Consider the following 22,171-nt stretch of genomic DNA (forward strand, 5'->3'; position numbering starts at 1 on the left):
GGCTCACCCCACGAGCCCGGGTGCGGCGATCGGCCGGTTGGGTGCCAGTCCGCCACGGCACTTGAGCACTCGCCACTGGGCCGGACGGGCGTCGATGGCGATGCGCAGGGCGGCGGGCGACGGGTTGAGCGCAGCCGCCTGGTCGCGGCAGGCAAAGGCCAGGGTCTGGCCGGTCTCGGCGGCCACTTGCAGGCGCCGCAGGGCGCGGTCATCGGCGCGCTGCGGCCAGCACAGCACCGCGCCGCAACTGCCGGAGCGCAGGCACTGTTCGGCGGCCCACAAGCTTTGCGTCCTGTCGGCCTGGACCACCGACAGCCAGCGCAGATCGACCCCCGCCGCCTGCCAGGCCGGGGGATAGGGAATGAAGGGTGGCGAGACCAGAACGATGCGTTCGCCCGCCGCGCTCAACCGCGCCAGGCTGGGCCAGAGCAGATGCAGTTCGCCTGCGCCCTCTTCGCTCAGCAGCAACTCGCTGAGCGCCGCCGCTGGCCAGCCGCCGCCGGGCAGCAGCGCATCCAGCGCGGCATGGCCGGTGGGCTGCAGGCCCTGGGGCTCGGCGACCGGCCGGCCCTTCCACACCCGTCGGGTGTCGAGCAGCCCGTCGAGACTGACCACCGCGCCCATCAGTCGCGCCTCACCAGCCCGCAGAACACGCCTTCGATGACGAAGTCGCGATCCGGGCCGACCAGGATCGGCTGATAAGCCGGGTTGCGGGGCAGCAGCCGATAATGACCGTTGGCCTTTTCGAAGCGCTTGATGGTCACCTCGCCATCGAGGCGGGCGACCACGATCTGGCCGTCGCGGGGACCGGACTGCTGGCGGATACCGACCAGGTCGCCGTCGAGGATGCCGTCGTCGATCATCGAGTCGCCACGGACTTTCAGCAGGTAATCCGGGGTACGGCTGAACAGGTGGGCGTCGAGCATCAGTTGTTCGTGGATGTCCACGTCCGGGCCGATGGGCCGGCCAGCGGCGACCTGGCCCAGCACCGGAATTTCCAGCACCTCGGGGCGGCGCAGTGTGCCGGCGAGGCGGATGCTCCGCGCCTGGTTGGGGGTGACCTCGATGAAGCCGGCCTCGGTGAGGGCCACGATGTGCTTGCGCGCCACGCTGCGCGAAGCGAAGCCGAAGGCCTGGGCGATGTCCGCGAGGCTGGGTGGCTGCCCTTTATCGGCGATGCGGTCGCGGATGAAGGTGAGGATGGCAGCGCGTTTTGGAGAGAGTGTGGTCATGGAGCACATTTGTACTCTTTTCCCGCGAAGCTGACCAGCCCCACTGATCGGCGTGCCATTGCGGTTATCATGGCCGGCCACTGATCCACGGATGTGTTCCATGCTCGATGCCCTGCTGTTCGACCTCGACGGCACCCTCGCCGATACCGACAAACTGCACCTGCTGGCCATGCAGCAACTGCTGCACGAAGAAGGCCGCACCCTCACCGAAGCCGAATTCGACGCCCATATCAGTGGCCGGGCCAATGCCGATCTGTGCCGTTACCTGTTCCCCGACCGCCCGCTTAGCGAACACCTGGACTTTGCCGATCGCAAGGAGGCCCGCTTCCGGGCGCTGTCGCCCACCCTGCAGGCCACCGCTGGCTTGCTGGAATTGCTGGAGTACGCCGGGCAACAGCGGATCGGCATGGCCGTGGTAACCAATGCACCGCGGGCCAATGCCGAGCACATGCTGAAAGCGCTGGGGCTGAGCGGGCGTTTCGAGCATGTGCTGGTCGCCGAGGAACTGGCTCGGGCCAAGCCCGATCCCCTGCCCTACCTGACCGGCCTGGAGCGACTGGGTGCCCAGGCCGGCAACGCGCTGGCGTTCGAGGACTCGCTGCCAGGGGTACGGGCGGCCAGTGGCGCGGGGATCTTTACCGTGGGGCTGGCGACCAGCCAGCGGCCCGAAGCGTTGCTGGAGGCGGGGGCGCAACTGGTGGTGGCGGACTTTGCCGATGCGCGGTTGTGGGAGGTGATCGGGGGGATGCGGGTCGGGTAATTGAGCGACCATGTGCTAGCCGGGAGGCTTTCTGCGCCCTGGAGATCGAGCGCCGCCCACGCGGCGCTTCGCGAGCAAGCTCGCTCCCACATGGGTTGCAACGTACCTATGTCTGTCAGGCCATGGTTGATCGCTTTGTTTGTACGACGCGATATCGAGTCGAACCCAATAGCCTCCCCGCAATAGATCGCCAAGCACCAAAGGCTAGCAACTCAAATCCCACAGGCCATGGCGCGTTGCAACAAATGTGGGAGCAACTGTCTTTAAGGATTTTTTTCAAACGCCCCCTTCAGGCATGGCTTCGCCAGCGATACCGCATTGCGGTTTCGCTGGCGAAGCCCGCTTTTCAGTAAATCAGCCCTCGCTTGCTGTCAGGTTGCGGGTATCTGAGATTTCGGTTCTTTCCACTTCGTGCCGTCTCGCAGCATCGCGTTAAGACGTACCAGGATCTTGCGCATGCAGGCCACAATAACGACCTTGGCAAGTTTGCCTCGCGCTCGCAGAGCCTCATATTCGGCTTTGACTTCCGGATCGTGGCGAACCATTGACCAGGTCGACATATAGAGCACACGGCGCACTGCATAGCGCCCGCCTTCGATCGATCTGGGGCCGCTCTTCTTGCCGCTGTCGTTGTTGTAAGGGGCTAACCCTACCAGGGCCGCGATCTTGCGCCCTGTCACGGCTCCGAGCTCAGGCAGCGATGCCATGAGCGTGCCGCACGCAATGACTCCAATCCCTTTCACCGATCTCAACTGACTGGCTTTCTCCTGATTCAGGGCGTTCGAGGCCTTCTCAATCGCCTCATCCAGTGCTTTGATTTTCTGGTTCAGATAAGCGATGAGATCGGTGTAGGTGGATATAGCTATGGCCTGAGTGGTTTGTTGTATCCGGCGCTTGCTGCTGTCTCGATCCTTGACCAGATTGCCTCGCAGCTTGATCAACTCCCCCAGCTCATCCCGAGCCTGGTTAGGCTCAACCGGCGGCAAGTCCTCGATATCTCGGGCAAACTTCGCCAGCATCCGAGCGTCGATTTTGTCGGTCTTGGCAAGCTTGTTCATGGATCTGGCATAGTCACGAGCGCGCTTGGGATTGACGCGAACCACATTAAGACCGCTTAGCTGCAGGGCCTTGAGCAAAGCCCTCTCATAACCACCGGTGGCCTCAAGCAGTACTCGCTCGACTTCAAGCCCGTTCAGGCATGCAATCAGCTGAGCGAAGCCATCAGAGTCGTTACTGATCTGGAACTGCGGGTAATTCGCAGGAAGAAACCCCACATCCACAGTCGCTTTCGAAACATCGAGACCAACAAAGTAGGAAATCATCGCCAAGCCCTCTTACACTCAAGAAGTGAGAGCGCTCTGACCTATCCCTAGCTTGTGATTTCGAGTTTTGCCGCTCATCCAACTGTTCGGGCTTCTGGTCAGAGTGAGAGGTGGATGGCGACTTGGCTCCCACTCGTGCTTTAAGCACCGCTGGCATTCAGTCTGCCATCCACCGCTCTCACCCTTCTGAGTTTAAGAGGCCTTGAAGACACAAGCTGGCGTTGCCAGCGATGCGCCGCGCGGGCGGCGCTCGATCTCCAGGGCGCTACAGAGTTATCGCCATGCCCAACACCCCGACCTTGACGTAAACGTCAACCTGCCAGTAGCTTAGGCCCATTGCCTTCATCATCGAGCCCCGCGCAATGAGCAGCCAGACCTACAGCATTTCCGACCTGTCCCGCGAGCTGGACATCACCACCCGGGCGATCCGCTTCTACGAGGAACAGGGGCTGTTGAGCCCCGAGCGCCGTGGCCTCGAACGCATCTATTCGGCCCGCGACAAGGTCAGCCTGAAGCTGATCCTGCGGGGCAAGCGCATCGGCTTCTCCCTCGCCGAATGCCGCGAACTGATCGAGCTCTACGACCCCTCCGGCGGTAACACCAAGCAGCTCAACAGCATGCTGGCCAAGATCGCCGAGCGCCGCGCCCAACTTGAACAGCAGTTGCTCGACATCCAGCAGATGCAACTGGAACTGGACACCGCCGAAGAGCGCTGCAAGCAGGCGCTGGACATCACCCTGAACAATCAGAAAAACGGCCACTGAGCCCCAACAGGAACCCCGAGCCATGCCATTGCCCACCACCGTTCGTCTGGTCGAAGTCGGTCCCCGCGACGGACTGCAGAATGAAGCCCAACCCATCAGCGTCGCCGACAAGGTGCGGCTGGTGGACGACCTGACCGCCGCCGGCCTGTCCTACGTCGAAGTCGGCAGTTTCGTTTCGCCCAAGTGGGTGCCGCAAATGGCTGGCTCCGCCGAGGTGTTCGCCGGCATCCGCCAACAGCCCGGCGTCACCTACGCCGCGCTGGCCCCGAACCTGCGCGGCTTCGAGGATGCCCTCGCCGCCCAGGTCAAGGAAGTGGCGGTGTTCGCCGCCGCGTCGGAGGCCTTCTCCCAGCGCAATATCAACTGTTCCATCAGCGAAAGCCTGCAGCGCTTCGTGCCGATCATGGACGCGGCGCGCAAGCACGGCGTGCGGGTGCGCGGCTACGTGTCCTGCGTGCTGGGTTGCCCATACGAAGGCCAGGTCGACGCCAGCCAGGTTGCGGCCGTGGCCCGCGAGTTGTATGAGATGGGCTGCTATGAGGTGTCCCTGGGCGACACCATCGGTACTGGCACGCCGGGCGCCACCCGTCATCTGTTCAACGTGGTGGGCGCCCAGGTGCCACGCCCGCAACTGGCCGGGCACTTCCACGACACCTATGGCCAGGCCCTGGCCAACGTGTACGCCAGCCTGCTGGAAGGGATCAACGTGTTCGACAGTTCGGTCGCCGGCCTCGGCGGCTGCCCCTACGCCAAAGGCGCGAGCGGCAATGTCGCCAGCGAGGACGTGCTGTACATGCTCCAGGGCCTGGGCATCGAGACCGGCATCGACCTGGAAAAGCTCATCGACGCCGGCCAGCGCATCAGTTCGGTGCTCGGCCGAGCCAATGGCTCGCGTGTGGCCCGCGCCCGTAACGCCTGCTGACACCCTGGCGGTAACAGCGTCCTCGCTGACACAAAGTGTTACCGCCTTCACACTTCCCAGGGAAATTCCGGGTAACACGGAAACAAATCAGCGGATTTCCCCGTGCCAGCTTTTTCGCGAAAACCAGCAAACCATTGATTTTATTGAGTTTTCAAAAGTTGGCACGGCACCTGCTATATCTCTGGCACAACAACAATAAGAAATGCGGCAAACCCAATAAAAATAAGACGTAACGGCTCTCGAACAACAAGAACAAAACGGTAGAGGCGAGGCTAACTGATTTTTTTGGAGTGGATGGCTTTTCGGGGGCGTGCCCCGCAACCAGACAGAGAACAATAAAACTACCTCAAGGTAGCGCCCGTCACGGTTGGATCAGCAATGATGAAGGTCGATCAGCGCTCAAAAAAATACGTTTGCTCTTGATCCCGGATGGGGATCGCACAAGCACCAAAGAGGCAACGGCTGCCAAAAACAACAACAGGCCGCCCTCCAACAATAAAAAAAGAGCACGCGACAATCTTTGAGGGGAGCTTCGGCTCCCCCTCAGTGCATTCCGGCCCTTCAGTTTTTCCCTTCCTGCTCCTCGTCCTTGCCTTCCAGGCGATTCACCACCAAGGGCATCAGCCCCAGCACCACCAGCGCCAGCACCGTGCTGAACAGCGCCGTGGCCTCGCGCCCCATGCCGGCGGCGACACCGATGGCAGCCGTCATCCACAAGCCTGCCGCCGTGGTGAGCCCTTTGACATGGCTGGCGTCCTGATCGTGGCCCTTGAGAATGGTGCCCGCACCGAGAAAGCCGATCCCGGCAACGATACCCTGCACCACCCGGCTCAGCGCCGCATCGTCGGCCCCGGCCATGCGCGGCACCAGCACGAACAGCGCCGCGCCGATCGCCACCAGCATGTGGGTACGTACTCCGGCGGCCTTGCCCTTCATTTCACGCTCGAAACCCAGTACCGCGCCGAGCAGCGCGGCCATCACCAGCCGTACCGATACCTGCGTCAGTTGCTTGGCATCGGTGATGTCGGCGAATTCCGCCACCAGGGTCAGCCACACCTCGTGCAACCAAGCGTCCATGGCCATGTCCATCGTCAGGGAAGTTAAGGGATGGACAACGAGCGGGACGGCAAAGTGCGAAATGACCGCTGATCGGGCCGGGCCAGTAACCGCGACGGGCGCGGGGTCATTGACAGTATGGGCTGCGTCGCGACCTTCGCGAGCAGGCTCGCTCCCACAGAGGAACATCGAGGACACAACCATGCCCGTGGAAATCAACGAACAGACCCAACGCTGCACCCTGATCGGCGAAGACCTGAACATCGAAGGCGCCGCCAGCGAAGTGCAGGTACTCACCGACGAAGACCTGCGCATGTCCGTCGCCGAACTCGCCGGCAAGCGCGTGCCGATTACTGAAGCCGAGGCCGATGCGCTCACCGTGGCCGGTGCGGTGGATGGTCGCAGGCATCTGAAGAGCAGCGCCCCGGGCTCGATAATCTAGGGCCCCGAGGCTTTTCAAGGACGATCTGATACGGTTTTTATAGAAATACCTGAGCCTGTTATGCAAACAGATGGGTCGCCATAGTGCTCTGGCCTGATCGAGGCCTGATGAGCGACGAACCATGAGCGAACCTATCCCCGTCCAGATCGTTGAAATTACCGAGCCCTCTCACAAGAAGAAGGCCACCACCAGCGACGGACAGATCTTCACCCGCAGTTTTACCGGTCTGTACCGCAACCTGCGCCTGGGTGGCGCAGGCTTCCTGTTCCTGCTGTTCTTCTGCACGGCCTGGTTGACCTGGGACGGCCGCCAGGCCGTGCTCTGGGACCTGGCGGAAAGCAAGTTCCATATCTTCGGCGCGACCTTCTGGCCGCAGGACTTCATCCTGCTGTCGGCGCTGTTGATCATCTGTGCCTTCGGCCTGTTCGCCATCACGGTGTTCGCCGGCCGCGTCTGGTGCGGCTACACCTGCCCGCAGAGCACCTGGACCTGGCTGTTCATGTGGTGCGAGAAAGTCACCGAAGGCGACCGCAACCAGCGCATGAAGCTGGACAAGGCCGCCTGGGGCCCGAACAAGCTGGCCCGCCGCGCCACCAAGCACACCTTGTGGCTGGCCATCAGCCTGCTCACCGGCCTGACCTTCGTCGGCTACTTCACGCCGATCCGCCCCCTGGCCGCCGAGCTGTTCACCTTGCAGGCCGGCGGGGTCAGCCTGTTCTGGATCCTGTTCTTCACCGGCGCCACCTACATCAACGCCGGCTGGATGCGCGAGGCGGTGTGCATGCACATGTGCCCTTACGCCCGCTTCCAGAGCGTGATGTTCGACAAGGACACCCTGGCCGTGGCCTACGACCCGCGTCGCGGCGAATCCCGCGGGCCGCGCAAGAAGGACACCGACTACAAGAGCAGCGGCCTCGGCGACTGCATCGACTGCACGATGTGCGTGCAGGTCTGCCCCACCGGTATCGACATCCGCGACGGCCTGCAGATGGAGTGCATCGGCTGCGCCGCCTGCATCGACGCCTGCGACAGCATCATGGACAGGATGAACTACCCCCGCGGCCTGATCGGCTACAAGTCCGAGCACAGCCTGCAAGGCGGCCATACGCACTGGATGCGCCCGCGCCTGCTGGGCTACGTCGCCGTGCTGGTGGTGATGATCGGCGCCCTGGCGATCGCTCTGCACCAGCGGCCGATGGTGTCGATGGACGTGATCAAGGACCGCGGTCTGTTCCGCGAGAATGCCCTGGGCCAGATCGAGAACATCTACATCCTCAAAGTCATCAACAAGACCCAGGAACAGCAGCGCTATACCCTGCGCCTGGTCGACGCCGAAGGGTTCGAGCTGCACGGCAAGACCCGCCTCGACATCGCCGCCGGCGAGATGGCCGAAGTGCCGGTCTCGGTGGCCAGGCTGGATGATCGCGCCAGCAGCGGTTCGCTGGAACTGGACTTCGAGCTGGTGGAAGACGACGAGCCGGCCATCCGCGCCGTGGCCCGCAGCCGTTTCGTCGCGCCACTGAACCGCTGATCACCTACACTGCGTCGCACTTCGAACCTGCAGGCCCCTGATGAAACGCTACGAGAAATTCGCCGACGACATTGCCGAACTGATCTATTCCGGGGTCCTGGGCCCCGGCCAGCGGGTGCCGTCGGTGCGCTATGCCAGCCAGACCTACGGCGTCAGCCCGTCCACGGTGTTCCAGGCCTACTACCTACTGGAGCGCCGTGGCCTGATCCGCGCCCGACCGCGCTCCGGCTATTTCGTCAACGCCCACGCACCGCAGCCGTTCAGCGAGCCACGGATCAGTGACTCGGCCAGCGAATCCACCGAGGTCGATGTCAGCGAACTGGTGTTCTCCATCCTGCAGTCCATCAAGGACCCGCACACCGTGCCGTTCGGCTCGGCGTTCCCCAGCCCGGAGCTGTTCCCCCTGCCGCGCCTGGCCCGCTCGCTGGCCAGCGCCAGCCGCGACATGGACCCGCGCATGGTGGTCACCGACCTGTCGCCGGGCAATCCGCAACTGCGCCGGCAGATCGCCCTGCGCTACATGGTCGGCGGCCTGATGCTGCCGATGGAGGAACTGCTGATCACCAACGGCGCTCTCGAGGCGCTGAACCTGTGCCTGCAGGCGGTAACCGAACCGGGCGACCTGGTGGCCATCGAGTCACCGGCGTTCTACGCCTGCCTGCAGGTGCTGGAGCGGCTCAAGCTCAAGGCCGTGGAGATCCCCGTGCACCCACGGGAAGGCCTCGACCTCGGCGTGCTGGCGCAGACCCTGGAGCGGCACCCGGTCAAGGCCGTGTGGTGCATGACCAACTTCCAGAACCCGGTGGGCGCAAGCATGCCGGAAGAGAAAAAGCAGGCGCTGGTCGCGCTGTTGCGCGAGCACCAGGTGCCGCTGATCGAGGACGATGTCTACGCCGAGCTGTACTACGCGCAGCAGGCGCCGAAGCCGGCCAAGGCCTTCGACACCGAAGGCCTGGTGATGCACTGCGGCTCCTTCGCCAAGAGCCTTGCCCCCGGCTATCGCATCGGCTGGGTTGCCGCCGGGCGCTTCGCGCAGAAGATCGAACGGCTGAAACTGATGACCTCGCTGTGCGCCTCGATGCCGGCCCAGGCGGCCATCGCTGACTACCTGCAACACGGCGGCTACGACCGCCACCTGCGGCGCCTGCGCTACGCCCTGGAAGAGCAGAAGAACGCCATGCTCGGTGCCATCGCCCGGCATTTTCCCGAGCAGGTGCGGGTCAGTCATCCGTCCGGCGGCTACTTCCTGTGGCTGGAGCTGCCGGAACGCATGGATTCGCTGAAGCTGTTCCAGATGGCCCTGGCACAAGGCATCAGCATCGCGCCAGGCCCGATCTTTTCGCCGACCCGGCGCTTTCGCCACTGCATCCGCCTGAACTATGGCAGCCCGTGGAACGAGCAGTCGGAAAAAGCCATGGAGACCCTCGGAAGGATCATGCGCTCCTTCTAGCCGTCATCCGTCGGTCAGGCTAAAGTGCCGCCATGCCTCACCTCCGGATACCGCCATGCCCCCCAGCGAACTGAACGCCCTGCGCCTGCAACTGCATGAACTGCAACAGCGCAATGCCGCGCTGGAACTGGAGTTGCAGCAGCAACGGGGACGGGACGATAACTTCTACCGTTCGCTGTTCGACACCATGGACGAAGGCTTCTGCGTCATCGAGTTCTTCGACGGCCCCCATGGCCCGCTGAGCGACTATGTGCATGTCCTGGCCAACGCGGCCTATGCGCGCCACGCCGGCATTCCCGACGTGGTCGGACAGAAACTGCGGGAAATGGTCGCCGATGAGGCGGACCAATGGGTCGCCCGCTACGGCGCCGTGCTGCGCACCGGCCAGCCATTGCATTTCGAGCAGGAACTGGTGGCCACCGGCCGGGTGCTCTCGGTCACCACCTTTCGCATCGAACCCGCCGAGCGCCGCCAGGTGGCCGTGCTGTTCAAGGACGTCACCGAACGCCGTCGCGCCGAGTTGTCCCTGCAACGCCTGAACAGTGAACTGGAACAGCGCATTGTGGCCGCCGTCGCCGAGCGCGAACTGTTCGCCATGCTGGTGGACCACAGCGTGGCCTGCGTACAGGTGGTCGACAACCAATTGCGCTGGCAGGCCATCAACCACCAGTCGCTCAAGGATTTCCACTACCTCTACGACCACGTCCCCACCATCGGCGACAGCATCGAGCAGACCCTGTGCGGCAACCCGCACGACTGCGCCCTGGCCCTGGCCCTGTGGCGGCGGGCGCTGGCCGGCGAAGCCTTCATCGAAAACGGCGCATTCGGCAGCGGCGATCACCGCCGTCATTACGAACTGAGGTTCAACCCGCTGTACGACAACAACGGCCTGCAACAAGGCGCCTACCTGTTCGCCTATGACATCACCCAACGCATCGAAGAACAGCAACGCCTGCTGCGGGCCGAGGAAGCCCTGCGCCAGTCCCAGAAAATGGAAGCGGTAGGCCAGCTGACTGGCGGTATCGCCCACGACTTCAACAACCTGCTCGGCGGCATCCTCGGTGCCCAGGAGCTCATGCGCCAGCGCCTGCATCAACAGCGCTTCGCGGAACTCGCGCCGATGCTCGACGCGATCAACAGCTCCGCCCAGCGCGCGGCCTCCCTGGTGCACCGGCTACTGGCGTTCTCCCGCCGGCAGACATTGCAACCCCAGGCGACCCATATCGGTGAACTGGTCAGCGGCATGCAGGACCTGATCTGCCGCAGCGTCGGCCCGGCCATCGAGGTGCGCTGCAGCTTCGTCGCCGACCTGTGGCAGACCTTCATCGACCCACCACAGCTGGAGAGCGCCCTGCTCAACCTGTGCATCAACGCCCGCGACGCCTTGTCGGCGGGCGGCGTCATCGATATCCGCAGCGAAAACCTCGAACTGGTCGACGAACACAGCCGCCCGCTGGACCTCGCTGCCGGCCAGTACCTGTGCCTGAGTGTCGAGGACAACGGCAGCGGCATGTCCCCGGAAGTGGCCGAGCGGGCCATCGATCCCTTCTTCACCACCAAGCCGCTGGGCCAGGGCACCGGCCTGGGGTTGTCCATGGCCTACGGTTTCGTGCGCCAGTCCGGCGGGCAGTTGCGCATCCTCTCGGCGCCGGGCCGCGGGACCCGTGTCGAACTGTACCTGCCGCGTCATCGCCAGACGCTCGCAGGGCCCATCGAACAACCCGCCAGCGCTGTGCCACAGGCAGGCGATGGCAGGCACATCCTGCTGGTGGAAGACCAGACCGCGCTACGCATGGTGATCGGCGAAATTCTTGAAGAAAACGGTCACCGGGTCGAGGTATTCGAAAACGCCGCTACCGCCCTGTCCGCCCTGGAAACGGGCTCGCGCCCCGACCTGCTGGTCACCGACATCGGCCTGCCCGGCGGGCTCAGCGGCCGTCAGCTCGCTGGCCTTGCCCGCCAGCACTACCCCGACCTGCCCGTGCTGTTCATCACCGGCTACGACGAAAGCGCCGCCCACAGTGACGGGCAACTGCCGGTGGGGATGGCCGTGCTGACCAAGCCGTTCGCACTGGAAGTGCTGGTGGAGAAGGTCGGGGAAATGCTGGGGGATACCCGCCAGGAAACAGCCTCGGGCTGACACCCTTCACGCAAGGACACATCAGTACATGTCGGAACGTATCTACCTGCCGGGACTGGCCCTTGCCAGCTACAAGGGCTTTGGCCCCGACGTGCAGTTCATGGGACCTTTCAAGGCAATCAACTTTTTCGTCGGCGCCAACAACTCGGGCAAGTCCTCGATTCTGGAGTTCCTCGATAGCCACACCGACGGCTACCTGTCGAGCGCGACCTTCAGCCTCGGACCTCGAGAAATGGGGCCGCTGGACTTCAACGTGGACAGGCAGAGCGAACCGATGTTGGCCGGCCTCTGCACTCCGAAACAGACCGTGCGTGACCAACTGCTGGCCGCCTTCTCGACGCTCGACGGCCCTCGTACGGTCACGGCCGCGTGGCTGGAATGGCTCGACCACATCGCCGACGACCACGACCTCATCTGGCATGACCCCAAAACCGATCTGGTCATTTCCCATCCTGACTCCGCCGCCCGCAAGTCAATGTCGCCAGACGCGCTCGGGTTGCTGAGCGAGTGGATCAAGGAAACAGGAAAAAAAACCCGTTACCCCTACTCCGCAGTCCACAGCCGCAATGAAGTCGTCGCGAGCCATGGCCTCAGCTGGCGTGGCAAGTCGAGTCGACTGGTCCCTGCCATCAGGACCATCACCCACGAGAGCGATGGCAAGTCCACCCCCGATGGTCGGGGCTTCATCAACCGCATCGAGGAAATCCAGAACCCTTCGGCCTATGGCCGCAACACTCACGCCAGATACGACAAGCTCAACCACTTCCTGCGCTACGTGACGGAAACCGAAAGCCTGAAGGTCGAGGTTTCCCATACCCATGTCCTGTCGATCATCATCGACGGCAAGAAACTGCCCATCGACTCCCTGGGCATGGGCCTGCAGCAACTGATCGTCATCGGCATCAACTGCGTGCTGGAAAGCGGCTCGATGATCTGCATCGAAGAGCCCGAGTTGCACCTGCACCCGACCTTGCAACGCCGACTGATGGATTACCTGAGCCACAACACCGGGAACCAGTATTTCATTGCTACTCATTCGGCCTCACTGATTGATACCGCGGAGGCCGCCATCTTCCAGGTCGAGCAGCGCGAAGGGTTCACCCGGGTGCGAAATGCGTACCTATCCGACACCCGCTGGACCACCCTGCAGGATCTCGGCTACCGCCAGTCGGACCTGATCCAGAGCAATTGCATCATCTGGGTCGAAGGCCCCTCGGACCGCCTGTATATCAAGCACTGGCTGGAGGCAGTGGACAGCACCCTTCGCGAAGGCATCGACTACGCCATCATGTTCTACGGCGGTCGGCTGCTGTCGCACCTGAGTGCAGAACTGGAGGAAAGCCGCCAGGACATTGAGGCGCTGATCGCGCTGCGCAGTCTCAACCAGAACCTCGCGTTCCTGATCGACAGCGACAAAAAGCAAGCGTCGGAGCAGGTGAACGCTACCAAGTAGCGGATCCAGGCAGAAATCGAACAATCCAGGGGGATCTGCTGGATCACCGCCGGGCGGGAAATCGAGAACTACGTGGCCGCCGATACGCTGCGCGCAGCCCTGCACAGCAGTTACCCGGACACCTTCGAGGAGCAGATCGACGACGGCCCGTTCGGCAAGGCGCTGACGTTCCGCCGCAGGAATGGCGAGATCCAGAGCACCGTGGACAAGATGAAGATCGCGCAGAACGTGTGCGCGGCCGAGGCCAACCTGGACGTTCTCGATCTCCGGCAGCGGATGGAAGCACTTGCGGCATTCATCCATCGCTGCAGTGGACAGCGCTCCCCGGCGTTGCGAAGCGCTGCGGCAAGGGAAGCGAGCGCTTAGCGCCCGCCCCCCAGATCAATGAAGCTCCCGGTCGAATACGACGCCTTGTCCGACACCAGCCACATGATCGCTTCCGCCACTTCTGCGGCCTGGCCACCGCGCCCCATGGGAATGCTCGGCTCCAGTTTGCTGACCCGCTCGGGATCGCCGCTCAGGGCGTGGAAGTCGGTGAAGATGTAGCCCGGCCGTACGGCGTTGACCCGCACACCCTCGCCCGCCACTTCCTTGGCCAGGCCCAGGGTGAAGGTGTCGAGGGCGCCCTTGGAGGCGGCGTAGTCGACGTATTCATTGGGCGAGCCCAGGCGGGCCGCCACCGAGGACACATTGACGATGGCCCCGCCGCTGCCACCGTGACGGGTCGACATGCGCGCGAGGGCGTGCTTGGCGCAGAGCATCGGTCCGACCACATTGGTTTTCATCAGTTTGAGCAGGCGAAACTCCGACATTTCCTCGACCCGGCTCTTCTGGCCGATGGTGCCGGCGTTGTTGACCAGCGCGGTCACCCGGCCCAGTTCGTGGTCGACCCGCTGGAACAGCGCGACCACTTCGTCCTCGACGCTGACGTCGGCCCGCACGGCGATAGCCGTTGCGCCCAGCTCGCGGACCTGGGCGAGCACGCGGTAGGCGGCTTCGTCGTCAGCGAGGTAGTTGATGCAGATCCGGTAACCCTGGCGTGCAGCCAGCAGCGCCGTGGCGGCACCGATGCCGCGACTGGCACCGGTGATGATGATGACTTTGTCCATTGCTACTCCTGGTACAACCGACCGTGTAAAGCCTGCGGGCTTGCGCAAGGCTCGCTATTTTCTCGCTGACAAATCTGTAATTCAAACCTCAGTTTTCTGACAGCCCCCTGCGACTAAGGTCAGGCCCATCTTCATTGCTGGAAAGGCCCTGTCCAATGCCTCACCTTCCCACCCGCCGCACCTTCGTCAAGGGCTTCGCCGCCGCCGGCACCCTCGCTGGCCTGGGCCTCTGGCGCCCGCACACGTGGGCGAGCGAGCGCAATGCCCGCGACTTGAGCGGCCAGCACTTCGAGCTGTTCATCGGCCAGACAGCGGTAAACATCACCGGCACACCGCGCACCGCCCTGACCATCAACGACAGCCTGCCCGGTCCGGTATTGCGCTGGCGCCAAGGCGATACCGTGACCCTGCGGGTACGCAACCGTCTCGCCGAGGACACCTCGCTGCACTGGCACGGCATCATCCTGCCGGCCAACATGGACGGCGTCCCCGGCCTGAGCTTCGCCGGCATCGCCCCCGGCGGCGATTATCTCTACCGCTTCACCCTGCAGCAGCACGGCACCTACTGGTACCACAGCCACTCCGGCCTGCAGGAACAGGCCGGGGTCTACGGTGCCATCGTCATCGAGCCGAAACAGCCCGAGCCCCACGTCTACCAGCGCGACTGCGTGTTGCTGCTGAGCGACTGGAGCGACGAAAAGCCCGCCGACCTGCTGGCGACGCTGAAGAAACAGGCCAACTACTACAACCGACAGCAACGCACCCTGGGCGACTTCATCGACGATGTCGCCCGCGACGGCTGGCGCGCCACGGTAGCCAACCGCATGGAATGGGCGCAGATGCGCATGACCCCGACCGACATCGCCGACATCAGCGCCGCGACCTACACCTACCTGCTCAACGGCCACCCGCCGGAAAGCAATTTCACTTGCCTGTTCCAGCCCGGTGAAACCCTGCGCCTGCGCCTGATCAACGGCTCCGCCATGACCTATTTCGACTTTCGCATCCCGGGCCTGCAGCTCACCGTGATCGCCGCCGACGGCCAGCCAGTGCAACCGGTGACCGTGGACGAACTGCGCCTGGCGGTGGCCGAAACCTACGACGTGCTGGTCACGGTGGGCGACCAGCCGGCATACACCCTGTTCGCCCAGAGCATGGACCGCAGCGGCCATGCCCGCGGCACCCTGGCCCGCGCCCATGGCCTGAGCGCAGCGGTACCGACGCCAGATCCGCGTCCGCGCCTGAGCATGACCGACATGGGCATGGATCACAGCGCCATGGGCAGCATGAATCACGGCAGCATGGCCGGCATGGACCACGGCCAGATGATGGGAATGCAGCGACACCCGGCTTCGGAAAGCGACAACCCGCTGGTGGACATGCAGGCGATGATGCCCCGCGCCAATCTCGCCGATCCGGGCCTGGGCCTGCGCGACAACGGTCGCCGGGTACTGACCTACGCCGATCTGCGCAGCACCTTCGCCGACCCCGATGGCCGCGAGCCGGGTCGTGAGATCGAGCTGCACCTGACCGGACACATGGAGCGTTTCGCCTGGTCGTTCAACGGCGTGCGCTTTTCCGATGCCGAACCGCTGCGCCTGAAATACGGCGAGCGCGTGCGCATCATCCTGGTCAACGACACCATGATGGCCCACCCGATCCATCTGCACGGCCTGTGGAGTGACCTGGAGGACGAGCACGGCCGCTTCCAGGTGCGCAAGCACACCCTCGACATGCCGCCCGGCAGCCGCCGTAGCTACCGGGTCAGTGCCGATGCCCTGGGTCGCTGGGCCTATCACTGCCATCTGCTCTATCACATGGAGACGGGCATGTTCCGCGAGGTGCGCGTCGATGAATGAACGACTCAACCGGCCACTGCTCGGTGGCCTGGCCCTGGCGTTGCTGCTGGGCAGCGAAGAGATCCGCGCGGCGGCCATGAATCACGTCGGTATGGACCACAGCGCCATGAACCACGGCAGTGCGCCGTCCCCCTCAGACCCGCCGCGCACCCCGCTCAAACCGGTCACCGACGCCGACCGCCAGGCCGCCTTCCCGCCCCTGCCTGGCCATCAGGTGCACGATCGACAGATCAACTGGGCGGTGATCGTCGAGCAACTGGAGTACCAGGATGTCGAGGGCAGCAGCGCGCTGAACTGGAACGCCAATGCCTGGGTTGGCGGCGATATCGACCGCCTGTGGCTGCGCAGCGAGGGCGAACGGGAACAGGGCACGACCCACAAGGCCGAACTGCAGGCACTATGGGGCCATGCCATCAGCCCGTGGTGGGAAGTGGTGACCGGCGTGCGCCAGGACTTCAAACCCGGCAGCGGCCAGACCTGGGCCGCCCTCGGCCTCCAGGGCACGCCACTGTATGGCCTGGAGCTGGAAGCCACACTGTATGCCGGCGAGCGGCAACAGACCGCGCTGCGGCTGGAGGCGGCTTACGCTATCCTCCTGACCCAGCGCTGGCGGCTGGAGCCGACCGTGGAAGTGAATGTCCATGGCCGCGATGACCGTGGGCGGGGCCAAGGCTCCGGGCTCTCGGACAGCGAGGCGGGGCTGCGGCTGCGCTATGAGATCACGCCGTGGTTCGCGCCCTATATGGGGGTGTCGCTCAACCGGCTGTATGGCGATACCGCGCGGATGGCCCGGGATGCAGACGGTGACGTCGGGCAGACGCGGTGGGTGGCCGGGGTAAGGTTCAGGTTCTAGACCGCGTGGCCTTTATCGCTGGCAAGGCCAGCCCCCGCAGGTTCGGGGCACACTTCAACCCATTGGGGGAGCCGGCGTTGCCGGCGATGAGGCCCGAAAGCACACAGAATTCCAAGGAGAAACACCATGCTGAAAAAGAATCTCGCCGCCCTCGGCCTGCTGGCCCTGAGCACCCTGGCCCAGGCCGCCCAGACCATCGATGTCTACCGCGATCCCAACTGCGGCTGCTGCAAAGAGTGGATCAGCCACCTGCGCGACAGCGGCTACACCGTCAATGACCATGTCGAGCCGAACATGAGCGCGGTCAAGCAGAAACTCGGCGTGGCGCCACGCCTGGCGTCCTGCCATACCGGCGTGATCAACGGCCAGTTCATCGAAGGCCATGTGCCGGCTGAGCAGATTGCGGTGCTGGGCAAGCGCCCCGACCTCAAGGGCATCGCCGTGCCTGGCATGCCGATGGGCTCGCCAGGCATGGAGATGGGCGACCACAAGGACGCCTATCAGGTCATCGGCCTGACCAAGGCTGGGACTGATGAAGTGATTGCCGAGTATCCCTGAGGTTTGCCAGCCGTTGGATTTTCAGCGCTCTTGAGATCGAGCGCCGGGCAGGCGGCGCTCGATCTCAAGAGCGCTGAAAGTCCAACGGCAAGCACCTGCAAGACACAACCTGCCCCCCCCCGGCTAGCGTCCCAGGCGACTGTCTCGCCAGAGTGGACGATCCGTCACTCGACAGCTGGATTGTCTGCACACCACCCCGCAGCCAGAATGCTCCCTCTTTTTTCAACGCTGCCTCACGCAGCTCATGGAGTCCGAGCGATGCCACACGAAGGCAGCCTTCTGCAAACCGCGGTGATCTTTCTGCTAGCCGCCGTCATTACCGTTCCCCTGGCCAAGCGTCTGCAACTGGGTGCCGTGCTCGGCTACCTGCTGGCCGGCGTGGTCATCGGCCCGCAGGCCCTGGGGCTGATTCGCGACACCGCCAGCGTCGCGCACATTTCCGAACTCGGCGTGGTCCTGCTTCTGTTCATCATCGGCCTGGAGCTGTCGCCACGCCGGCTGTGGCTGATGCGCAAATCGGTGTTCGGCGTCGGGCTGGCCCAGGTGCTGCTGACCGGTGCCGTGATCGGTGCGATCGCCCTGTTCGGCTTCGCCCAGTCGCTGCCGGCAGCCGTTGTCCTCGGCCTGGGCCTGGCGCTGTCGTCCACGGCCCTGGGCCTGCAAAGCCTGGCCGAAAGCAAGCAGCTCAACGCCCCTCACGGCCGCCTGGCGTTCGCCATCCTGCTGTTCCAGGACATCGCCGCGATCCCGCTGATCGCCCTGGTGCCACTGCTGGCCGCCAGCGGTCCGGACACCAGCCACGGCGACAGCCTGCAACACGGTCTGAAGGTGCTGGGCAGCATCGCCATCGTCATCGTCGGCGGCCGTTACCTGCTGCGTCCGCTGTTTCGTATCGTCGCCCGCACCGGGCTGCCGGAAGTGTCTACCGCCACCGCTCTGCTGGTGGTGATCGGCACCGCGTGGCTGATGGAAGAGGCCGGGATCTCCATGGCGCTTGGCGCCTTCCTCGCCGGCCTGTTGCTGGCCGACTCCGAATACCGCCACGAACTGGAATCGCAGATCGAACCGTTCAAAGGCCTGCTGCTGGGGCTGTTCTTCATCAGCGTCGGCATGGGCGCCAACCTCGGCCTGCTGGCGCAGATGCCGCTGGTGGTGGTCGGCCTGACCCTGTTGCTGGTGGGGGTGAAGCTGCCGCTGCTGATGCTGGTGGGCCGGGCCGCCGGCGGTCTGAACACCGTCAGCGCCCTGCGCCTGGACGTGGTCCTGGCGGCCGGTGGCGAATTCGCCTTCGTGGTCTTCAAGCTCGGCCGCGACCAGGGCCTGTTCGACGCACAGACCTTCGACCTGCTGCTGATGACCATCACCCTGTCCATGGCCATCACGCCATTGCTCTTGCTCGGCTGCGCCCGCCTGGGCAAACGTCCCCAGGCTGCCCGTGAAGTACCGGAGCAATACAAGAACATCAGCGCCGATACGCCACGGGTTGTGATCGTCGGCATGGGCCGCATGGGCCAGATCGTCGCGCGGATCCTGCGGGCGCAGAAAATCAACTTCATTGCCCTGGACACCTCGGTCGATGCCATCGAGATGACCCGCACGTTCGAACAGGCCCCGGTGTTCTATGGCGACCCGCTGCGCCCCGAGGTGCTGCATGCCGCCAAGGTCGGCGAAGCGGAGTATTTCGTCATCACCACCGATGACCCGGAGGTGACCACCCGCACTGCCGAACGGGTCAAGCAGTTGTATCCGCACCTCAAGGTCATCGCCCGCGCGCGCAACCGCCAGCATGTGCACAAGCTGGTTGATGTAGGCGCCGAACCGATCCGCGAGACCTTCCATTCCAGCCTGGAAATGACCCGGCTGACCTTGGTGGGCCTGGGCCTGAGCGAAAACCAGGCAGCAGACCGCATCCAGCGTTTCACCCGCCACGACGAAGAAGTGCTCGCCGTGCAAGGCCGGGTACGGGACGACAAGGCCAAGGTGATGCAGACCGCCAAGGAAGCGCGGCTGGAGCTGGCGCGGCTGTTCGAGGCGGATGTGGATTGATTCCGACAGGGATACCTTCCCGGGCCTGCCTAGCAGGCCTTCGCCCGTACGCTCGCGTCCGCGGCAGATAAGCGGCAAAGATCAGCGTCGCTGCGCTAGACTCCCCGGTTTTCCACCACCGTTCCATTCGGAGAACGATTCTTGGAAGACCTCAATTCCCTCTATTACTTCACCCAGGTGGTCGAGCACGGCGGCTTCGCACCGGCCGGGCGGGCGCTGGACATGCCCAAGTCGAAGCTCAGCCGGCGCATCGCCGACCTCGAAGACCGCCTCGGTGTGCGCTTGCTACACCGCACCAGCCGGCATTGCTCGCTGACCGAGATCGGCCAGGAGTATTACCGTCGCTGTCTGGCCATGCGGGTCGAGGCCGAAGGCGCGGCGGAGGTCATCCAGCGCAACCTCAGTGAGCCACGCGGCCTGGTACGCATCAGTTGCCCCACTACCCTGCTCAACTCCTGGGTCGGCCCGATGCTGACCCGCTACATGCTCAAGTACCCGCGGGTCGAGCTGTTCATCGAAAGCACCAACCGACGCGTCGACCTGCTTCATGAAGGCGTGGATGTTGCGCTGCGGGTGCGCTTCCCGCCGCTGGAAAACACCGACATGGTGATGAAGGTGCTGAGCAACAGCACCCAGTGCCTGGTCGGCCAGCCCGCGTTCCTCGAACGCCTGCCGAAGAACTTCGACCCCCAGCAACTCAGTGAACTGCCCAGCGTGCATTGGGGCAGCACTCAGCGCGAATACCAGTGGGAGCTGTTCCAGGGCGAGGACATGAGCCGCAGCCTGGTGATCCCGCACACACCGCGCATGGTCACCGACGATCTGTTCGCCCTGCGTCACTTCGTTGTCGCAGGGGTCGGCATCGCCCACTTGCCACGGGTGGCGGTGCGTGAAGATCTGGCGGAGGGGCGTCTGGTGGAGTTGTTGCCGGACTGGCATCCGCGCTGCGGGATCGTCCATGCGATCTTTCCGTCGCGGCGCGGGTTGCTGCCCTCGGTACGGGCGCTGATCGATCATCTGGCGGAGGAGTTTGCCGCGAGCGATATGGCCTGAGGCGGGTGACGCGCAGGTGAGGATGGGAGACGGGCAGGAAGGGAGATGTGGCTGACGGGGGGCCAGCCAGAGGGGTTTTGGCGCACTCGGGATCGAGCGCCGCGTGCGCGGCGCCCGGCCCGGCCTACCGCGAAAGAAACGCCAGCAGATCCTCGTTCAACTGCTGCGCATGCGTAACCGCGAACCCGTGGGGCGCCCCGGCATACACCGTCAGCTCCGCCCCACGAATCATCTCAGCGGCCTTCCTGCCGGTGGTCTCGAACGGCACGATCTGGTCGTCATCGCCGTGAATGACCAGGGTCGGCACATCGATCTTCGCCATGTCCGGGCGGAAGTCGGTCTCGGAGAACGCTGTCACGCAGTCCAGGGTGCCTTTGAGCGACGCCAGCAAGGCGATGTTGAGCGTCTGCGCCTGCACACCGGCCGACACCTGCTGACCGTGGTTGATGCCATAGAACGGCGCGGCAAAGTCGGTGATGAACTGCGCCCGGTCGGCGCGCAGGCCGGCCTTGATGTCGTCGAAGACCGATTTGTCGACGCCGTCGGGGTTGTCCGCCGTCTTGATGAACAGTGGCGTGACCGCCCCCAGCAGGACCAGCCCGGCAACCCGCTCGCTGCCGTGGCGAGCGATATAGCGGGTGACATCGCCACCGCCCATGGAGAAGCCCACCAGGGTTACGTCATTCAGGTCCAGATGCTCGATCAGCTGGGCGATGTCATCGGCGAAGGTGTCGTAGTCATAACCGCTCCAGGGCTGGCTGGAGCGACCGAAGCCCCGACGGTCGAACGCAACGGCACGGTAGCCGCGGCTGGCGAGGAATTCCATCTGGGTGTCCCACATGTCCGCGTCCAGCGGCCAGCCATGGCTGAACAGCACGGGCTTGCCGCTGCCCCAGTCCTTGTAATAGATCGCGGTGCCATCACGGGTAACGAGGGTGCTCATATCGATATCTCCTGAAAAGGTGCAGGTCTGGATCTTGAGTGCAGGGTGTGACGAACGTTCAGGCGCGCAGCCAGGTGGCAGTCCGGCGGGTCAGCCAGGGCATGATGAAGAACACCACCGGCAGGATCACGAACAGGTTGACGATCAGGTTGCCGGTGACCTTGCCGCCCAGCAGCGGGAAGGCGGTGAACAGCGGCGCCAGCAAGGCCGGGATCACCAGCGTCATGGGGCAGATCACCAGGTAGGTCAGCACCGCCTGCTTCCAGCGCGGCGGTTGCGCGGCGGTACGGGTTGGCGGGGTGAACCAGAATTCGGGGTCCTGGTGGACCTGGGTGTTGTCGCCGTCTTCCAGCAGCGGCAGCACCTCTTCGATCATGGCCTGGCGTTCGGCGGAGTTGACCCAGGCCTGCAACTGCCGCGCCTCGGCAAAGCGCACGACGGTGGTGAAATGGCACCCGCCTTCGTCGGGGCGGATCACGTTGACGTCAAGATGGCCCGGCTGCAGACGCGCGGCGCGCACCGCACGCTTGAGCCAGTTTTCGTAATGCGTCAGGGATTCGGCGCGGGCTTTGTGCTGGATCACCAGCGTGACCACGTTGCGGTTGTCTTGAGGGGCGTTGTTCATCGGCTGCGGTCCTTGAAGTGGATGATTGCGTTGATGGGAGAAGCTTAAATTCA

General features: G+C 64.2%; 21 protein-coding genes. 14 read left to right on the forward strand and 7 right to left on the reverse strand.

Annotated features, from left to right (window positions below; translation table 11 throughout):
* Nucleotides 1-3 precede the first annotated feature (3 nt).
* On the reverse strand, nucleotides 4-624 hold the full coding sequence (gene imuA, locus AC05QJ_RS21805; protein WP_476743353.1) for a translesion DNA synthesis-associated protein ImuA: 621 nt from the start codon (nucleotides 622-624) through the stop codon (nucleotides 4-6).
* Complete coding sequence (lexA, locus tag AC05QJ_RS21810) at nucleotides 624-1,241, reverse strand: transcriptional repressor LexA (RefSeq protein WP_476743354.1); 618 nt, start codon at nucleotides 1,239-1,241, stop codon at nucleotides 624-626. The genes imuA and lexA overlap by 1 nt, the downstream gene beginning before the upstream one ends.
* Before the next feature lie 91 nt (nucleotides 1,242-1,332).
* On the opposite strand from lexA, the gene AC05QJ_RS21815 reads away from it, so the two are divergent.
* A complete protein-coding gene (locus tag AC05QJ_RS21815; RefSeq protein ID WP_476743355.1) occupies nucleotides 1,333-1,992 on the forward strand; it encodes an HAD family hydrolase in 660 nt (219 codons plus the stop codon).
* A 371-nt stretch (nucleotides 1,993-2,363) separates the two neighbouring features.
* Here AC05QJ_RS21815 and AC05QJ_RS21820 read toward each other — a convergent pair whose 3' ends face one another.
* Nucleotides 2,364-3,314: an IS110 family transposase gene (locus tag AC05QJ_RS21820; RefSeq protein WP_476743356.1), complete on the reverse strand. Its 951-nt coding sequence runs from the start codon at nucleotides 3,312-3,314 to the stop codon at nucleotides 2,364-2,366.
* 362 nt (nucleotides 3,315-3,676) lie between these two features.
* Between AC05QJ_RS21820 and AC05QJ_RS21825 the strand changes: the two genes are divergently transcribed.
* Both AC05QJ_RS21825 and AC05QJ_RS21830 read left to right on the forward strand, forming a co-directional pair.
* Complete coding sequence (locus AC05QJ_RS21825) at nucleotides 3,677-4,078, forward strand: MerR family transcriptional regulator (RefSeq protein WP_476743357.1); 402 nt, start codon at nucleotides 3,677-3,679, stop codon at nucleotides 4,076-4,078.
* 22 nt (nucleotides 4,079-4,100) lie between these two features.
* Nucleotides 4,101-5,000: a hydroxymethylglutaryl-CoA lyase gene (locus tag AC05QJ_RS21830; protein ID WP_476743358.1), complete on the forward strand. Its 900-nt coding sequence runs from the start codon at nucleotides 4,101-4,103 to the stop codon at nucleotides 4,998-5,000.
* 561 nt (nucleotides 5,001-5,561) lie between these two features.
* Here AC05QJ_RS21830 and AC05QJ_RS21835 read toward each other — a convergent pair.
* Nucleotides 5,562-6,077, reverse strand: coding sequence for an MgtC/SapB family protein (locus tag AC05QJ_RS21835; RefSeq protein WP_476743359.1), 516 nt, complete (start codon nucleotides 6,075-6,077; stop codon nucleotides 5,562-5,564).
* A gap of 181 nt (nucleotides 6,078-6,258) precedes the next feature.
* On the opposite strand from AC05QJ_RS21835, the gene AC05QJ_RS21840 reads away from it, so the two are divergent.
* From AC05QJ_RS21840 to AC05QJ_RS21865, 6 genes are all read left to right on the forward strand, one after another.
* Nucleotides 6,259-6,498 (forward strand): DUF3203 family protein, encoded by a 240-nt coding sequence (locus AC05QJ_RS21840; RefSeq protein WP_476743360.1) that lies wholly within the window; start codon nucleotides 6,259-6,261, stop codon nucleotides 6,496-6,498.
* Between the two features lie 121 nt (nucleotides 6,499-6,619).
* A complete protein-coding gene (ccoG, locus tag AC05QJ_RS21845) occupies nucleotides 6,620-8,029 on the forward strand; it encodes a cytochrome c oxidase accessory protein CcoG (RefSeq protein WP_476743361.1) in 1,410 nt (469 codons plus the stop codon).
* 40 nt (nucleotides 8,030-8,069) lie between these two features.
* Entirely contained in the window at nucleotides 8,070-9,479 is a 1,410-nt protein-coding gene (mapR, locus tag AC05QJ_RS21850; protein ID WP_476743362.1) for a GntR family transcriptional regulator MpaR, read from the forward strand.
* 55 nt (nucleotides 9,480-9,534) lie between these two features.
* Entirely contained in the window at nucleotides 9,535-11,619 is a 2,085-nt protein-coding gene (locus tag AC05QJ_RS21855) for a PAS domain-containing protein (RefSeq protein WP_476743363.1), read from the forward strand.
* 28 nt (nucleotides 11,620-11,647) lie between these two features.
* On the forward strand, nucleotides 11,648-13,072 hold the full coding sequence (locus AC05QJ_RS21860; RefSeq protein WP_476743364.1) for an AAA family ATPase: 1,425 nt from the start codon (nucleotides 11,648-11,650) through the stop codon (nucleotides 13,070-13,072).
* A gap of 72 nt (nucleotides 13,073-13,144) precedes the next feature.
* The gene (locus tag AC05QJ_RS21865; RefSeq protein WP_476743365.1) at nucleotides 13,145-13,438 is read left to right on the forward strand and encodes a hypothetical protein; all 294 of its coding nucleotides are present in this window, start codon (nucleotides 13,145-13,147) and stop codon (nucleotides 13,436-13,438) included.
* Here the strand turns inward: AC05QJ_RS21865 and AC05QJ_RS21870 are convergent.
* The gene (locus tag AC05QJ_RS21870; RefSeq protein ID WP_476743366.1) at nucleotides 13,435-14,181 is read right to left on the reverse strand and encodes an SDR family oxidoreductase; all 747 of its coding nucleotides are present in this window, start codon (nucleotides 14,179-14,181) and stop codon (nucleotides 13,435-13,437) included. The two genes, AC05QJ_RS21865 and AC05QJ_RS21870, sit on opposite strands and share 4 nt — an antisense overlap.
* Nucleotides 14,182-14,336: 155 nt before the next feature.
* On the opposite strand from AC05QJ_RS21870, the gene AC05QJ_RS21875 reads away from it, so the two are divergent.
* The 5 genes from AC05QJ_RS21875 (at nucleotide 14,337) to AC05QJ_RS21895 (ending at nucleotide 20,550) form a co-directional block, all read left to right on the forward strand.
* Nucleotides 14,337-16,040, forward strand: a complete 1,704-nt coding sequence (locus AC05QJ_RS21875; RefSeq protein ID WP_476743367.1) for a copper resistance system multicopper oxidase — start codon at nucleotides 14,337-14,339, stop codon at nucleotides 16,038-16,040.
* A complete protein-coding gene (locus AC05QJ_RS21880) occupies nucleotides 16,033-16,893 on the forward strand; it encodes a copper resistance protein B (protein ID WP_476743368.1) in 861 nt (286 codons plus the stop codon). Before AC05QJ_RS21875 ends, AC05QJ_RS21880 begins: the two co-directional genes overlap by 8 nt.
* A 126-nt stretch (nucleotides 16,894-17,019) precedes the next feature.
* Nucleotides 17,020-17,451 (forward strand): DUF411 domain-containing protein, encoded by a 432-nt coding sequence (locus AC05QJ_RS21885; protein ID WP_476743369.1) that lies wholly within the window; start codon nucleotides 17,020-17,022, stop codon nucleotides 17,449-17,451.
* A 258-nt stretch (nucleotides 17,452-17,709) separates the two neighbouring features.
* Nucleotides 17,710-19,497, forward strand: coding sequence for a monovalent cation:proton antiporter-2 (CPA2) family protein (locus AC05QJ_RS21890; protein WP_476743370.1), 1,788 nt, complete (start codon nucleotides 17,710-17,712; stop codon nucleotides 19,495-19,497).
* A gap of 141 nt (nucleotides 19,498-19,638) precedes the next feature.
* Nucleotides 19,639-20,550 carry a LysR substrate-binding domain-containing protein gene (locus AC05QJ_RS21895; protein ID WP_476743371.1) on the forward strand — a complete coding sequence of 304 codons (912 nt, stop codon included), beginning with the start codon at nucleotides 19,639-19,641 and terminating at the stop codon, nucleotides 20,548-20,550.
* Between the two features lie 124 nt (nucleotides 20,551-20,674).
* Here AC05QJ_RS21895 and AC05QJ_RS21900 read toward each other — a convergent pair whose 3' ends face one another.
* Both AC05QJ_RS21900 and AC05QJ_RS21905 read right to left on the reverse strand, forming a co-directional pair.
* Nucleotides 20,675-21,493, reverse strand: a complete 819-nt coding sequence (locus tag AC05QJ_RS21900) for an alpha/beta fold hydrolase (RefSeq protein ID WP_476743372.1) — start codon at nucleotides 21,491-21,493, stop codon at nucleotides 20,675-20,677.
* 58 nt (nucleotides 21,494-21,551) lie between these two features.
* On the reverse strand, nucleotides 21,552-22,118 hold the full coding sequence (locus AC05QJ_RS21905) for an antibiotic biosynthesis monooxygenase (RefSeq protein WP_476743373.1): 567 nt from the start codon (nucleotides 22,116-22,118) through the stop codon (nucleotides 21,552-21,554).
* Nucleotides 22,119-22,171: the final 53 nt, after the last annotated feature.

It is taken from the genome of Pseudomonas sp. TUM25319 (assembly GCF_056388475.1).